Origin of the sequence: Paenarthrobacter sp. NPDC090522 (genome assembly GCF_044769225.1) — a bacterium.
GTDB lineage: Bacteria > Actinomycetota > Actinomycetes > Actinomycetales > Micrococcaceae > Arthrobacter.
In genome coordinates, this window is the sequence record NZ_JBIVXL010000037.1 from 1 (window position 1) to 14,074 (window position 14,074).

The window sequence follows — 14,074 nt, forward strand, 5'->3', positions numbered from 1 at the left end:
GCGACAACGGATCCAACGGATGCGAAACACCCACCAAAACCTCAGTATCAGCATTCAAAGTCACAACTAACTCCTTTGTTTCCTGGGAAGGGACGTGGATCCCTCTTGTAAACGGAACGGACCGTAGATGGCAGACCTGTCCCCTGGGCTGGTCTGACTGAAGTTCGATGCTGCGGGCCGGCGGAGCTCCTCGAGGAGCCTCACGGGGTGTGATGCCAGTCACTCGCATTCCGTCTGTGTGAAAAAACTACGCCACTCAAAAGGTTTATGCGAGGCCTTTTTTGAATATTTAGGTGAGAAATTCGCGAGCACTTTTTCCCACCCCAGTTAACATGTTGGAAACATACGGAAACGCCTTCACATCTGTAAGGGAAGGGGTCTGGAATGCTAATGTTTTGCTTCTCGGCTCGATGGCGTCCGCCCCTTATCAGCACCGTAGGCATGCCTGTCCGAGGGAAAGTTGGTACTCAATGTCTGCCCGCAGTGATCGCTTCATCACGCGACAATCACCAGTGGAGGGCTTGCGCCGTCGAAAACTTTCCTTCCTGCCTGTCTTCGCGCAGGCCGTAGCCGGCGTAGCGCCCGCGGGCGCCATGTCGGTGATCCCGGCCTTGGTCTTCCCGGGGCTCGTGTTCGGAACCGGCGGGCCCAACCTGGTGGTGACGTTCGGCGCGGCCATGGCAGTCATGGTCCTGGTCTCGTTCTGCCTCCGGCCCATGGCAAAACGCATGGCAGCAGTCAGTGGCCTGTACAGCTACACCGCCAAGGGATTGGGACAACGCACGGCCATCACTGCCGGCTGGTCAGCCCTGTTCGGTTACGGACTCGTGGCCATGGCCGGCTTGTTGGTGGTTGGCATTTACACGGCCAAGCTCTTCAGCAACCTGGGCGTGGCGGCGGCGGATTCCACCCTCTTCCCAGTGCTGGCCATCGCGGTAGCCGCTGCAGCTGCGTGCTACCTCATGGTCCGGGGCATCCGGATCTCGGCATGGTTCACAGTGCTGATGGAGGCCATCTCCATCGGGGTCCTGGCCGTGCTGATGATCGTGTACTTTGCCTTGAACGAGTCCGGCACCGACTTCAGCAGCGCGTTTGCGTGGAGCGGAAACTTTGACGCCCTCCCGCTCGGAATCGTGGTGGCGGTCAGCGCGTTCGTGGGCTTCGAAAGCCCCACCACACTGGGCGGCGAGGCTCACAAGCCGTTCGTCAGCGTCCCCCGCGCCATCACCTGGACCCCCATGCTGATGGGCGTCCTGTGCCTGATTTCGGTGTCGGCGCAAGATGTCGCGCTCAAGGACGCACCCCTGAGCATTGCCGGGAGCACCACTCCCCTGTCCGACCTTTTCTCCCAAACATCACCCATCTTCGCCGCCGTCCTGGACCTTGGCATCGCAGCCTCGTTCTTTGCCTGCGCGATCGCTTCAATGAACGCCTTCGCCCGGATCCTGTTTTGCATGGGCAGGGAAGGCGTCGCCCCTCGGATCTTCGGCCGGACCCATGCCGCTTTCCGAACCCCCTCGACGGCGATCATGGTCACCATGCCGATTGTCGCCGTCGTGCCCGTAGCGATGATCGCACTGGGCGCCAGCCCCGAAAGGGGCCTGGCAATCCTTTTCACCCTTGGCGCGTACGGATACCTGGGGTCCTACACACTGGCCAGCGCGTCACTTCCCTTTTTCCTCCGCAGGATCGGCGAAAGCACCGTCTCAAGTTGGGTGCTGGGCGCAGTGACGTCGCTGGCCTTGGGGGCGGTGATCTGGACGGCCACGGCGATTTCCATCGGCGCGGGGAACTTCCAGGCATTCGTCTACGCCGGCGTCCTCCTGGCCAGCGTCCTTTACGCCACCTTGCTGCACTTCCGATTACCTGACCGCCTGGCATCCGTCGGAATCTACGACGAGACCCGGGACCTGGACCTCTTTAATGGCAGGCCAACTCGATGAGCATGAATTACAGACCGTCACATACCAAGCCGAGTTCAACGCTGAACTCGCTCAAAGTGCTGGAAACCGTTGCCCGCTTTGGCACGGGCACCACAGCCAAGGAGATCACCGACTCGCTGCAGATGCCCCAGGCAACGGCGTACCGGGTGCTGAACTCGCTGGTTGCGGACGAATACCTGGCACGGACCTCGGACCTGCGGGGCTTTGCGCTGGGGCACGCGATCTCGGGCCTGATCACGGCGGCCACCCCGCCCACGGTCCCCACGGCGGCCCGCAATGCCATCCAGGAATTCCGGAGCAAGAATCGCTTTGCCGTGCATCTCATAATGTTCAGGAATTCATCCCTGAGAATTGCGGACGAAGATCCGGATTATCCATTGCATTCAGTTTTCGAAATGCTGCGCTATCCGCATACCTCTGCCGCCGGAAAACTCATGCTCGCCGAACTGGGAGATTCCGCGGCACCATTTCCCAAGGGACCACTGATGCGGCTCACTCCCCAAACCATCACGGATGCCGCGCTCCTTGAAAAACAACTTGAAGAAATAAGGGCCAGGAACGAGGCCACGGAAATCAACGAGCTCGAGGAAGGCTCGGCCAGCCTGGCCTTCCCTGTGCGGCTGGCTGACGAGCCTGCCGGCGCTGCCCTTTGCCTGACCAGTCCGGCTGAGCGATTCACCGCAACGTGCGAACACGAAGACGAGGCACGGGACCTGACCGCCCGGTTGGCTCCCCTCCTGTTCTGACCAGGAGATTTTAAGTACGACGGCGCCATCACCTTGGGAGGTGATGGCGCCTTTGCGTTGCTGGAACTTCGTGTTCGAGGTTGCGCCCTTGGGTCAGGCGCGCCGGCTCAGCCCCGCTGGGTCAGAGTGCCGCGAGGGCGTCGTCGACGCTGCTGAGCGCGGAAACAAGAGCATCAACATCCACGTTCCGATGGTGGACACACTCCCGGTTCATTCCGGTCAGGTCGAAGGTGCGGACCGTGTCTCCGAAAACGTCGTCGGGGTCGAGCCGGCGGAGTTCTTCGGCGAGGCAGTCCTTGAGGCTGCGCCGGGCAAGGGTGATCCGTTGTGGCGGCTGGCCTGGCTGGGTCAGCTCGGCGACGGTGTGACCCGGCCGGGAGAGCCGGATGACACCCGCGGTGGTGTTGAGCCGGACTCCCCGGATGCCCGTACCGGGTGGATCGGCCACAATGGTGACCGGCGCCAGGAGTGATCGTCCCAGCCACGTGGCGAGCAGCATGGTGCTGGGCGAATCGGATGCGCCCTCCACCGTGATGCCCGTGACAGCAGCGCCGTCGGCCTGTTCCAATGCGGCGGCGAGTTGGATGCGCCAGTTGGTGAGGCGGGTCCAGGCGAGGTCGGTGTCGCCGGCTTTGTAGGTGTTGCGGATGGTGTCGAGGGCTTGGGCGGGGTCGGGTTCGTTGGCGGAGTCGGTGATGCGGCGGTGGGCGATGGCTCCGATGGAGGTTTCGCAGGCCGATGCGGGGGCGCCGTGGGGCCACCAGGCCACGATCGGTGCGTCCGGGAGGAGGAGCCCGGCGACGAGGGATTCGCTTTCGTGGGCCATTTGGCCGTAGCCGCGCAGCACGATCACTTCGGACGCGCCGGCGTCACCGCCGACCCGGATTTGCGCGTCGAGCCGGTCCGGGGCTTCGGCGCCGGCGTCGGCCAGGACGATGATCCTGCAGGGGTGTTCCCGGCTGGCTTCGTTCGCGGCTTCGATCGCTTCTTCTTCTTGCCCGGATTTGGTCACGACGACCAGGGTCAGGACCCGGCCCAGGGCGATCACCCCGCCTTGCTCGCGCAGGGAGGTGATTTTCTTGGAAATTTTCGAGGTGGTGGTGTCCGGCAGATCGACAATCATGGCCTTCTCCAGGTTCGTCCGTCACGGGCCAGGAGCTCATCGGCCGAAGCCGGCCCCCAACTGCCCGGTGCGTAGGGTTGCGGTTGTTCATCCAGGGACGCCCAATAGTCCTCGAACGGGTCAAGGATCTTCCAGGACAGTTCCACTTCCTGGTGCCGGGGGAACAGCGGCGGCTCGCCCAGGAGCACGTCCAGGATCAACCGCTCGTAGGCTTCCGGGGAAGATTCGGTGAAGGAGTGACCGTAACCGAAGTCCATGGTCACGTCCCGGACTTCCATCTGCGTGCCCGGGACCTTGGACCCGAACCGGATCGTGGCGCCCTCATCGGGCTGGACCCGGATGACCACCGCGTTCTGCCCGAAGTCGTCCTCGCCGTGGTCACGGAAGAGCAGGTTCGGGGCGCGTTTGAACACCACCGCGATCTCCGTGACCCGCCGACCCAGGCGTTTACCGGCGCGGAGGTAGAACGGCACCCCGGCCCACCGGCGGGTGTTGATGTCCACCCGGATCGCCGCGAACGTCTCCGTCTTACTGTCTGCGGGGATGCCGTCTTCCTCCAGGTACCCCTGGACTTGTTCCCCGCCCTGCCAGCCGCCGGTGAACTGCCCCCGCGCCGAATGCGTGGACAAATCCTCGGGGAGTTTGACCGCGGCGAGGACCTTTTCCTTCTCCGCCCGCAAATCATCGGCGTTGAACGAGATCGGCTCTTCCATCGCCGTCAACGCCAGCAACTGCAGCAGGTGGTTCTGGATCACGTCCCGGGCCGCACCCACACCGTCGTAATACCCCGCCCGGCCACCGGTACCGATGTCCTCGGCCATGGTGATCTGCACATGGTCCACGTAGTTCGCGTTCCACAGCGGTTCGAACAACTGGTTCGCGAACCGCAACGCCAGGATGTTCTGCACCGTTTCCTTGCCCAAATAATGGTCAATCCGGAACACCGCATCCGGCGGGAACACCGACTCCACAATGTCATTCAACGCCCGGGCCGAGTCCAGGTCATGCCCGAACGGCTTCTCGATCACCACCCGGCGCCACTGCCCGGTCTTGGCCTGCGCCAACCCATGCTTGGACAACTGCCGGCAGACCTGCTCAAAGGCCTTCGGCGGGATCGAGAGATAGAAGCCATGATTGCCGCGGGTGCCGCGGGTTTCATCCAACTCCTCCAACACGTCCCCGAGCCGCTCGAACGCGTCATCATCATCGAACTCGCCTTGGACAAAGCGGATCCCCGACGCGAGCTGCTCCCACACGGCCTCATCAAACTTCGTCCGCGCGTGCGCCTTCACGTTCTCTTTCACCTCAGCGGCGAAATCGGCGTTGTCCCACTCACGCCGGCCGAAACCCACCAACGCGAAACTCGGCGGCAACAACCCACGATTAGCCAAGTCATACACCGCAGGCATCAACTTCTTACGGGCAAGATCACCAGTGACCCCAAAGAACACCAACGACGACGGCCCAGCAATACGACTCAAACGACGATCCCGCGGATCCCGCAACGGATTCCGCAAACCAGCAGTCCTTGACCGCGAACTGGAAGTAGCCGGTGAATCTGTGCTTACCGGCGAATCAACGAACGTAATAGACATTGTTGCCTTCTAACTTTCGACGGCGGTTCCCACCGTCGGACCGACGGTCACGCGAGGATAAGCTCGCGGGTCTCCCCGAAGGGGACGGAGTCGCTCAGGGCGAGGGTATAGCGGCCAGGCTGGTGGCGCGTCACCAGGATTCCAGCGAATCTCTGGGGCTTCTGGCGGAGTACGGCTTCGGCGTTGTCGAGCATTTCGTCGTGACGCCAGGGATCTGTAACCAGGACTTCTACGTGTTCATCGGCCAGACAAAGCATGATGACCAGTTCCTTTCAGGGATGAGGGTCCCCCAAAGCCAACCCCTCATCCTTGGGTTTGCTGTGTGGATCGAAAAAGGTGGCGTCCCGCGGACTGCAATATGCGGGACGCCACCTCTCGATCTGATGGTTAGGAGATAGCAGCGCGGAGAGCCTTGGCAGCCAGGGCCGGGTCCTCTGCACCGTAGATTGCGCCACCGGCAACGGCTACGTCAGCGCCGGCCTTCTGGACATCCGGGATGGTGGCAACCTTGACGCCACCGGCAACGGAGAACGGAACGCGGGCTTCAGCACCGGCGCGCAGCAGGCCGTTCAGGTCGAAGCCAGGCTTGGCCTGCTCGTCCAGGCCGGCGTGCATTTCAACGAACTTTGCACCCAGGGCGCGAACTTCCTTGGCACGGGTGACCTTGTCCTCGATGCCGATGAGGTCAACAACGACGCCCTTGTTGTGGGCCTTTGCAGCCTTGACAGCACCGGCGATGGTGGAGTCGTCAGCAGCACCCAGGACGGTCACCAGGTCAGCGCCGGCCTTGAAGGCGATGTCGGCTTCGAGTTCGCCGGCATCCATGGTCTTGAGGTCGGCGAAGACGATCTTGTCCGGGTGGGCGTTCTTGACGGCGGTGATGACCGGCAGGCCCTCAGCCTTGATCAGCGGGGTACCGAGTTCGATGATGTCAACGTATTCGGCAACCTGGCCGGCCAGTTCCAGGGCAGCTTCGGTGGTCAGGAGGTCGATGGCAACTTGGAGCTTCATGATGTTATTTCCTTTGTGATTGATGTATTGCGATGGATGGGAAAATCTTGGGTGTTCTTACTCGAGGTTTGCGTGACGCAGCCACAGCTCTTCAGCCGGCTGTGCGTCGTTGTCCCAGAGCGACTGGAAGATGGCTTCCGTGGCCACGAACAGGGCCTGCTCGAACAGCGAACCTGAGTACTGGCGGGTCACCGAGGAGCCGTGGTCGGTCTTCTGGGCGGCCGGGATGATCACAAGCGCGTCGGCCAGGCCGGCGAGCGGGGAGTCCGGGTTGGTGGTGAACGCTGCGATGCGTGCACCTGCCTTGGCGGCGGTTTCGGCGGACTTGACCACACCTGAGGTGGTGCCGGATCCGGAAGCCACCAGCAACAGGTCGCCGGAAGCGATGGCCGGAGTGGTGGTGTCACCCGCAATGTGGACCGTGAGGCCCAAGTGCATCAGCCGCATGCCGGCCATACGGAGGACCAGGCCACTGCGGCCTGCTCCTGCCACGAAGATCCGGCCCGGGTGTGCGAGGTGGCTGGCCAAGCGAGCCATCTGCTGCTCGTCGATCTTGGCGACAACGCCCTGCATTTCGTCCCTGACGAGGGACACATTGCGGACAATGTCGGAGGCGGTTGTATACGTAGCAGTCGTCGTTGCGCTTGCTGTCGGATTCACGATTCTGTCCCTTCGATTCGGTCCTCGGCCTGTCTCGGCCATCGGAGTGCTTTTCGGTTGACAACTATGTTTCCGAATCAAAAGGGGTGGGGTAACACTGTTTTCTGACGGTTCTTCCTACACTTAAGGATTGGTGGGGTAGCCAGTTGCCTTGTGCGGGGAGGCGTGGATCCGTTCGACAAAAAAGTCCTGGCTGAATCAAAACTTTCAAGTAACCCTCCTCTGTAGTATTGGAGCCAACTCGTACCCGATCCCCGGAGCGCAGACCCTTGGCATCGCCTTCCTCCTTCCAATCGCAGATCTACCGGTCCTTGCCGGAGATCGAGCGTGCCGATGCGATTGTCGACAGAATCTCCACCGCCATTTCCCTTGGCTTGCTCAAAGTGGGCGAACGCCTGCCCGCTGAAGCGGCCCTGTCCGAGATGTTTGGAGTGGGTGGGGCCACGCTCCGCGAAGCGCTGAATGAACTGCGCGAACGCGGAATCGTTGAAACCCGCAGGGGACGCAGCGGCGGATCCTTCGTGGTCAGGCAGCCGGAGACCCAATCCGAGGCCATGCGCGCCTGGTTCCTCTCCACTTCGATCTCGGAAATCCGCGATATCGGTGATGAGCACGCAGCCATTGCTGCGGCAACCATCCGCTTGGCCTGCGAACGCGCCGAAACTCATGACTTCGAACGCTTGCAGGAGCTGGCACGGGCGCTAGTACTGGCCCACTCCCCCGAAGTCCGCGCGTCTGCCGACAGCCGGTTCCACGTGGAACTTGCGGTGGCAGCCCAGTCACCACGGCTTGCCAATGCCGAGATCCGGCTGCAGCAGGAGACGGTCCAGCAGCTGTGGACTCCCTTGGCCGTAGCATTTGACCCGGAAACAGCCACCGCTGAACACTTGGAGCTCGTCAGGGCGGTTGCCCAGGACCAGCCCGAGAAGGCCCAGGCGTTGGTGCTGGAACACATCAGGCGGAACATCTTCCACTTGATCGATACAAAGCTCACCCTCGGATATGCCCAATCAACCCAGGATGCATAAATGAAGCTAGTCGACGAAGTAGTACACGCCGCCAATGCCCTCACCTCGTGGACCAGCAGCGTTTCCTCCAGCGTCGGGGAACTTGCCAGCCACGTCGGCTCACTGGTGGAAGGAAACCTGGGCGGTCGGCCCAAGGTGGACCGCCCGGCGCTGAAGGGATTGGAGAAGCTGTCGCAGGATTTCCTGGCGAAGAACTCCTTCGCCGTTGGCGCGGGAACGTTCTTCGCTGCCGAGTCGGTGGAGCACGGTGACCATCTCCTTGAGTGGTGGACCAGGGGCGCCTCGGGCTCAGTGAAAAAGCTCGACGCTGACCTGACGCCAGGCAGCAACCGCTATTACGACTACGAGAAATTGCCCTTCTTCTCCACGGCGGCGGCCACGGGGGAACAAACGCTCTGGGGTCCGTATATCGACTACCTCGGCTTCGAGGAATACATCATGACGTTCACGGCGCCATGGTCCATCCATGGCCACTTTGCCGGCGTGGTCGGCTGCGATATCCGCATCAAGGACCTTGAGCCCATCATCATGCCGGACCTCCGCAGCATCCATGGAGATGCAGCCCTCATCAATGCCAGCAACCGCGTCATCCTGGGCAATTCCGGAGCGTACCTCGTGGGCGACCGGATCAAAGCCGGACCGGTGGAACCGCACCGCGTGGACCTCGATGTTCCACACTTGGGCCTTGCCCTGATCTACAGCCCCTGACCACTGCCGCGAACAGCCCCTTACTCCCTGGACCACCGGGAGGCAGGGGCTGTTTGGCATGCCAGGGACCGGAGGCAGCGGGACGGCGGCCACAAATTCCGATGCACAAAAGTCCCGAAAATAAAAGCTGTTGAACTGAGGTTTTTAAGCTGTAGTCTCTGGAGTGATTTACTTCACAGGAAGCTAGGCGTCGAGGCCAAACCCCGCCCCGGGACATGACGCGGATGACCCAACACCCGTACGCAGCAGCCGGCTTCCCATGCTTGGCGCAGGCATTTTTTTGATGCGCATCTGAATGTTTTAGCAATGACTTGCCGGAAGGATCGTGGCCATGGCCGCACCTCATCAGGCGATGGGCCCCACCAAGGGACGTGAACGGCAGGTCCATGAAGCACGACTTAGTTCAGTCAAGGGAGATTGTTATGAGCGAAAAGCGATTAGAGGCCAGTGACGGCCTGGAGCGGTCCATCGATTGGAAACAGGGGCTGGCCATCGCGCTGGGAGTTCCTCTTCTGATCCTGCCCTCGCTGGGCTACCTGCCGATGTACCTGGCCGCCGGTGCGATCCTGATCTGGGGACTGTCCGTGATCCAGGGCTTCTTCCAGAACGCGGCCTACGCGGAAATGGCCACCACGTTCCCCAAAGCCTCGGGCCTTCCCGGCTTTGCCCAGCACGTCTTCCGCACCGAGAACTACCAAGGGAAGTACGACAAGAGCAAGCTGATTGGCGGGTTCAGCGCGTGGGCCTACTGGTTCGCCTGGACCCCCGTGCTGGCCATCTTCTCCATCCTGGTGGGCAGCTACCTGCACGGACTGTTCCCGGCGCTGGGCGAGATGTTTACCGAGAACCAAATGGCCCTCATGACCGGACTGGTGATCTTCGGAGGCCTCTTTGTGGTCAACTGGTTCGGACTCAAGGACGGCGCCAAACTGGGGTATGTACTGGCCGCCTTTTCGCTGATCCCCCTGGTGGTCCTGACCGTGGCGCCCTTCGCCACCGGCCACGTCGACATGCGAAACATCACCGGGAACCTGGTGCCGGCCGACTGGGCGTGGGACATGCACCATATCCTGATCCTCCTGGGCATCTTCGCCATTGCCCAGTGGAGTGCTTGCGCCTGGGAGACAGCCGCGATCTATGGGCCGGAGTACAAAAACCCCGCCAAGGATGTCTCCAAGGCGCTCTTTGCCTGCGGCGTGATCTGCTTCTTCTCGTTTGTCCTGGTGCAGGCCGCCGTGATCGGCGTGCTCGGGGTGGACGGAGTACTGGACCAACCCGTGTCCCCGCTGATTCCCGTGGCCCACGCGGTGTTCGGCGAAGTGGGCTCCATGGTCACGATCTTCATGCTGATCGCAGCCATGGTTTTGATTATCCAGACCGCCTACCTGGGATCTTCCCGGGCCATGCACTCCATGGCCATTGAGGGCAACCTCCCACGCTCCCTGGGCAAGACCAACCGTAACGGCACACCTTTTGTTGCCATGCTGGTGATCGGCGCCTTCAACCTCGTACTCATCTTCATGGGCAACCCCGCCGCGATTGTTGCTGCGTCTGCCATCGGCTACACCTGCGCCAATGGCATCAGCCTGTTCGCGTACGTCCGGGCAAGGAAGCACCCTGCCTTCGCCGGCTTGGACCGGCCCTTCAAGGCCCCCAAGGGCTGGAAGAACGTAGCCATGGTGTTTGGCCTGTTCAACCTTCCCCTCTGCCTGATCGGCGTCGTCTACCTGAACAGCCTCGAAATCGGCTGGGCCCCCACCTGGGTGGGCTTCATTGTGCTGGCCCTCTACGCTCCCATCTGGTTCTATTCGCAGCGCCAGGCCGCGCGCCACAAACCAGAGCCAGGTGCCGCCGTCGTACCTGACGCACGCCCCGGGGCGAACCTTGAGGACGCCGCGCGCCCGTAGCCGCCCCTGGATCACCTCGGAAGGCGGGTTGGTGGACAGCTGTTGCTGCCCACCAACCCGCTTTTCTGCTGCCTTGTGCAGCTCCAGGAAGCAAGTCAAGCACCGGCCGGAACGTCAATCTACAAACTCGTCATGAAATTTTCTAAAAAAGTCTGGACTAGAAGTATTAGTCCGAGTAGGTTTGTTTGTGGGGCCGGAGAGTGACCCGCATCACACAATCTACGTAGACCAAATGTCTTCCTGGGCTTTGATCTATCAAGGGATTCGGGTCAACTCTTCCCACCATTCAGGGCATTCAGCCCAGTTCACCTCTTGGCCATAAAGGCACCAAAGTGAATGTTTTCTGACCACTTCCCACCACTGTCCACTCAAAGGAGAGACCCATGGAAACACTGCTTGGAACACTCAGCAAGGCCGGAGCAATCCACAAGGTGGAGGACGGATACCGCAACATCCCGTCCATGGACCTTCCCGGAAGCGAAGCCTTCATCGGTGACGCCCTCCACAACCCCGAAGGCACGGTCATGAGCGCCGGCTTCTTCGAGCTCAAGGCGTCCGAACCGTTCGAGTACACCTACACCTACGACGAGATGAAGGTAGTCATCCAGGGTGAATTCATCCTTACCGACGTCTCGACCGGCGAAGTGACCCACGCCAAGGAACGCGACGTACTGTTCTTCCCGAAGGGCACCACCGTCAAGTTCGACACCCCCACCTACGGCCTCGGCTTCTTCGCCGGCGACCGCTCCTTCGCACCGTAAGGACCCACCATGAGTTCCGTGTCCATGCCACACACAGCGGGCAACGGCTTGGAACCTGGTTTTCGCGGTGTCATCTGCGCGTCGTTCGGCGCAGCAGGTGACACCGCGGATAAGCAAAGCGACAGCCAGCCCAAGCTAAACCTGCACTTCGAAGCCGCAACCCCGGAGGCCCTCTCCGAACTGCGGTCCGCACTGGGAAGCTCCAGCGTCGGCGTCCGTCTCCTGCTTTCAGGCCCGACGGCGGACATCCGCGCAGCAGCGGCCGTCGCCGCCGAGTGCGGACTTCAGCAGGAGGAAATGACCCTCCTCAGCGCTGAATCCGCACCTCGGGCAATCTACTGCCCGCATTGCCACACCACCACCGCGACCACCGAACCCGCCGGTTCGGAGGTTCCCTGCCAGGGCTGCAGCGTCGACCTGGTAACCACTGACCACTTTTCCCGCCGAATGGGCGCGTACCTCGGATACGCAGCCCGTGTCGAGGAGGCATCATGACTGTCACGGCACTGCCCATCAGCCCCCACCCGGCGGTTGACGGCGGCCTTCAGCTGGAAGTGACCAACATCAGTCCCCAGACCGATTCGATCGTGAGCATCACCCTCGCGGACCCGTCGTTCCGGAAACTGCCGTCCTACGTTCCCGGCAGCCACCTCGTGGTCCAGTACGGGGAAGGCGTCAATGCCTACTCCCTGACCGGGTCCGGCAACGCGCCTTCCGAGTACGCCATTTCGGTGCTCCGTGTCGAAGACGGCGCCGGCGGATCCCAGGCCATGCACCGTCTCTCCGTTGGCGACCGCGTCTTCGTTTCGCGGCCCCGGAGCGCCTTCGCCCCGGCGTCGACCGCCACCCACCACCTCCTGGTGGCGGCGGGCATCGGAATCACCCCGGTGCTCTCGCACGCACGGGCCGCCGCCGACCGCGGCACCACCTCGTCCCTCATCTACGTTTACCGCCCCGGATCCGGAGCGCACGTGGACGAAGCCCGGGAACTCCTCGGTTCAGCCCTCACTGAATGCAGCAACCGCGACAGTTTCCAGGACGTCCTCACCGACCAGCTCACCAAGCAGGGCGTGGGAACCCACCTCTACGTGTGCGGCCCCAACGCGTTCATGGACTCCGTCCTGGACCAGGCCCGCCAAGCCGGATGGGCTGAAGCACGGCTCCACTCGGAGGCCTTCGGCGCAGCTGAACTGGACGATGGCGAACCCTTCACGGTGAACCTGGCCCGCAGCGGCCTCAAGCTAAACGTTCCGGCCGGCGTCTCCCTCCTGGAGACCTTGGAAAAAGCCGGAAAGACCATCCCCAACATGTGCCGCAAGGGTATCTGCGGCGAGTGTGTCCTGCCTGTCCTCAAAGGAACCCCGCAACACCGGGATATGTACCTCACTGATCAGGAAAAGGCCCAGAACACCACAATGATGTGCTGTGTTTCACGCAGCGAAGACCCCGAATTGGAGTTGGACCTTTGAGCATCACGATCGACACACCAACTGACACCGCTTCCCTCCCGGACCGCATCCGGCGCTTCCCCTTCCCTTTCCGGGACGAGATCTACCGCTACAGCGCCAACGTGGAGCCGGCCAACAAGAACATCGAAACTGATGCTGGTTCCTGGGGCAAAGGACTCATCGACATCGACGAGTTCTACCTCGAAGAACTCGCCGACCGCGAACGGATCCTGACCGCCGATCCATCCCGCTCCCAGGTCCTTCCCCACATGAAGCCTGCCGCTTGGGACACCGTGGCCACCCTGCTGCCGGCCATGGCCGAGGAAAACCCGGAGATCATGTCCTTCGAGCGTGAAGGAAACCACTGCCGCTGGCACAACGGCCTGCAGAACCTGGACATCGAATTCACCATCGGCGACGACGATTCTGTTCCCGGTGGACCACTGCGCTTCCTCGGAACACAGATCCAGGACGACATCGTCCTCCTTGACATCCGCGACGGCACCATGTGGCTGGACGCCGGCGTCGTCAGCTTCGCCGCTGACTGGTCCTTCGGGTTCGACGTCGGAATGAGCTTCCTGGAGATCCACGGACCCGTGCCCAGGGTCAAGGAAGAGAACATCATCCAGCGCGCCGAGCAATTCCTCATGCGCCTCCAGCCCGGTGAGCAGTTCCGCCGGACCAACTGGACCATGACCATCGGCCGCCGCCTGGACACTTCCACGGAGACCTACCAGGAATGGGGCCCGGACCGCGGCACCATCGCCACCGACCCGGACATGCCGGACAAACTGCACCTCCGCGTCGAGGTCCAGCACCTGGTCCGGCTCCCCCACACCGGAACCCTGCTGTTCCTGATCCGCAGCTACCTCTTGCCGCTGCGGGACATCGCCCAGGTCCCCACCTGGCGCGAGAAATTCGGCAACATCCTCGCCGAACTGCCGGAAGACATGGCCGAGTACAAAGGCATCACCCGGTACCGCAACGCTGCCTCCGAATGGCTGCTCGCGGGCTAAGAACGTCCAAACCATCTACACATCAAAAACATAAAACAAAGGAGTTAGTTGTGACTTTGAATGCTGATACTGAGGTTTTGGTGGGTGTTTCGCATCCGTTGGATCCGTTGTCGCGGGTGGAGATCGCG

General features: G+C 61.9%; 14 protein-coding genes. 9 read left to right on the forward strand and 5 right to left on the reverse strand.

Features of this window, described 5'->3' with window-relative positions; translation table 11 throughout:
- The first annotated feature begins 470 nt into the window (after positions 1 to 470).
- Together ACIQT2_RS23500 and ACIQT2_RS23505 are read left to right on the forward strand one after the other, a co-directional pair.
- Positions 471 to 1,943: an APC family permease gene (locus ACIQT2_RS23500; RefSeq protein WP_402951588.1), complete on the forward strand. Its 1,473-nt coding sequence runs from the start codon at positions 471 to 473 to the stop codon at positions 1,941 to 1,943.
- On the forward strand, positions 1,940 to 2,689 hold the full coding sequence (locus tag ACIQT2_RS23505; protein ID WP_397326628.1) for an IclR family transcriptional regulator: 750 nt from the start codon (positions 1,940 to 1,942) through the stop codon (positions 2,687 to 2,689). Before ACIQT2_RS23500 ends, ACIQT2_RS23505 begins: the two co-directional genes overlap by 4 nt.
- A 121-nt stretch (positions 2,690 to 2,810) precedes the next feature.
- Here the strand turns inward: ACIQT2_RS23505 and ACIQT2_RS23510 are convergent, their stop codons facing one another.
- The 5 genes from ACIQT2_RS23510 to hxlB all read right to left on the reverse strand — a co-directional run bounded on the left by ACIQT2_RS23510 (position 2,811) and on the right by hxlB (position 7,078).
- Entirely contained in the window at positions 2,811 to 3,812 is a 1,002-nt protein-coding gene (locus tag ACIQT2_RS23510; RefSeq protein ID WP_402951592.1) for a glucose-6-phosphate dehydrogenase assembly protein OpcA, read from the reverse strand.
- Positions 3,809 to 5,317 carry a glucose-6-phosphate dehydrogenase gene (gene zwf, locus ACIQT2_RS23515; protein ID WP_397326630.1) on the reverse strand — a complete coding sequence of 503 codons (1,509 nt, stop codon included), beginning with the start codon at positions 5,315 to 5,317 and terminating at the stop codon, positions 3,809 to 3,811. The genes ACIQT2_RS23510 and zwf overlap by 4 nt, the downstream gene beginning before the upstream one ends.
- 137 nt (positions 5,318 to 5,454) lie before the next feature.
- Positions 5,455 to 5,664, reverse strand: coding sequence for a hypothetical protein (locus ACIQT2_RS23520; protein ID WP_397326626.1), 210 nt, complete (start codon positions 5,662 to 5,664; stop codon positions 5,455 to 5,457).
- 130 nt (positions 5,665 to 5,794) lie between these two features.
- Entirely contained in the window at positions 5,795 to 6,418 is a 624-nt protein-coding gene (gene hxlA, locus ACIQT2_RS23525; RefSeq protein WP_397326625.1) for a 3-hexulose-6-phosphate synthase, read from the reverse strand.
- 57 nt (positions 6,419 to 6,475) lie between these two features.
- The gene (gene hxlB / locus ACIQT2_RS23530; RefSeq protein WP_397326624.1) at positions 6,476 to 7,078 is read right to left on the reverse strand and encodes a 6-phospho-3-hexuloisomerase; all 603 of its coding nucleotides are present in this window, start codon (positions 7,076 to 7,078) and stop codon (positions 6,476 to 6,478) included.
- Positions 7,079 to 7,347: 269 nt separating this feature from the next.
- On the opposite strand from hxlB, the gene ACIQT2_RS23535 reads away from it, so the two are divergent.
- From ACIQT2_RS23535 to ACIQT2_RS23565, 7 genes are all read left to right on the forward strand, one after another.
- Entirely contained in the window at positions 7,348 to 8,106 is a 759-nt protein-coding gene (locus tag ACIQT2_RS23535) for a FadR/GntR family transcriptional regulator (protein WP_400273187.1), read from the forward strand.
- On the forward strand, positions 8,107 to 8,814 hold the full coding sequence (locus tag ACIQT2_RS23540) for a cache domain-containing protein (RefSeq protein ID WP_402951596.1): 708 nt from the start codon (positions 8,107 to 8,109) through the stop codon (positions 8,812 to 8,814).
- A gap of 422 nt (positions 8,815 to 9,236) precedes the next feature.
- On the forward strand, positions 9,237 to 10,721 hold the full coding sequence (locus ACIQT2_RS23545) for an APC family permease (RefSeq protein WP_402951599.1): 1,485 nt from the start codon (positions 9,237 to 9,239) through the stop codon (positions 10,719 to 10,721).
- A gap of 383 nt (positions 10,722 to 11,104) precedes the next feature.
- Entirely contained in the window at positions 11,105 to 11,482 is a 378-nt protein-coding gene (locus tag ACIQT2_RS23550; RefSeq protein WP_402951602.1) for a cupin domain-containing protein, read from the forward strand.
- Positions 11,483 to 11,491: 9 nt separating this feature from the next.
- Positions 11,492 to 11,977: a dimethylamine monooxygenase subunit DmmA family protein gene (locus ACIQT2_RS23555; RefSeq protein ID WP_397326617.1), complete on the forward strand. Its 486-nt coding sequence runs from the start codon at positions 11,492 to 11,494 to the stop codon at positions 11,975 to 11,977.
- A complete protein-coding gene (locus tag ACIQT2_RS23560; protein WP_397326616.1) occupies positions 11,974 to 12,951 on the forward strand; it encodes a PDR/VanB family oxidoreductase in 978 nt (325 codons plus the stop codon). Before ACIQT2_RS23555 ends, ACIQT2_RS23560 begins: the two co-directional genes overlap by 4 nt.
- Positions 12,948 to 13,946 (forward strand): heme-dependent oxidative N-demethylase family protein, encoded by a 999-nt coding sequence (locus ACIQT2_RS23565; RefSeq protein ID WP_400337749.1) that lies wholly within the window; start codon positions 12,948 to 12,950, stop codon positions 13,944 to 13,946. The genes ACIQT2_RS23560 and ACIQT2_RS23565 overlap by 4 nt, the downstream gene beginning before the upstream one ends.
- Positions 13,947 to 14,074 lie beyond the last annotated feature (128 nt).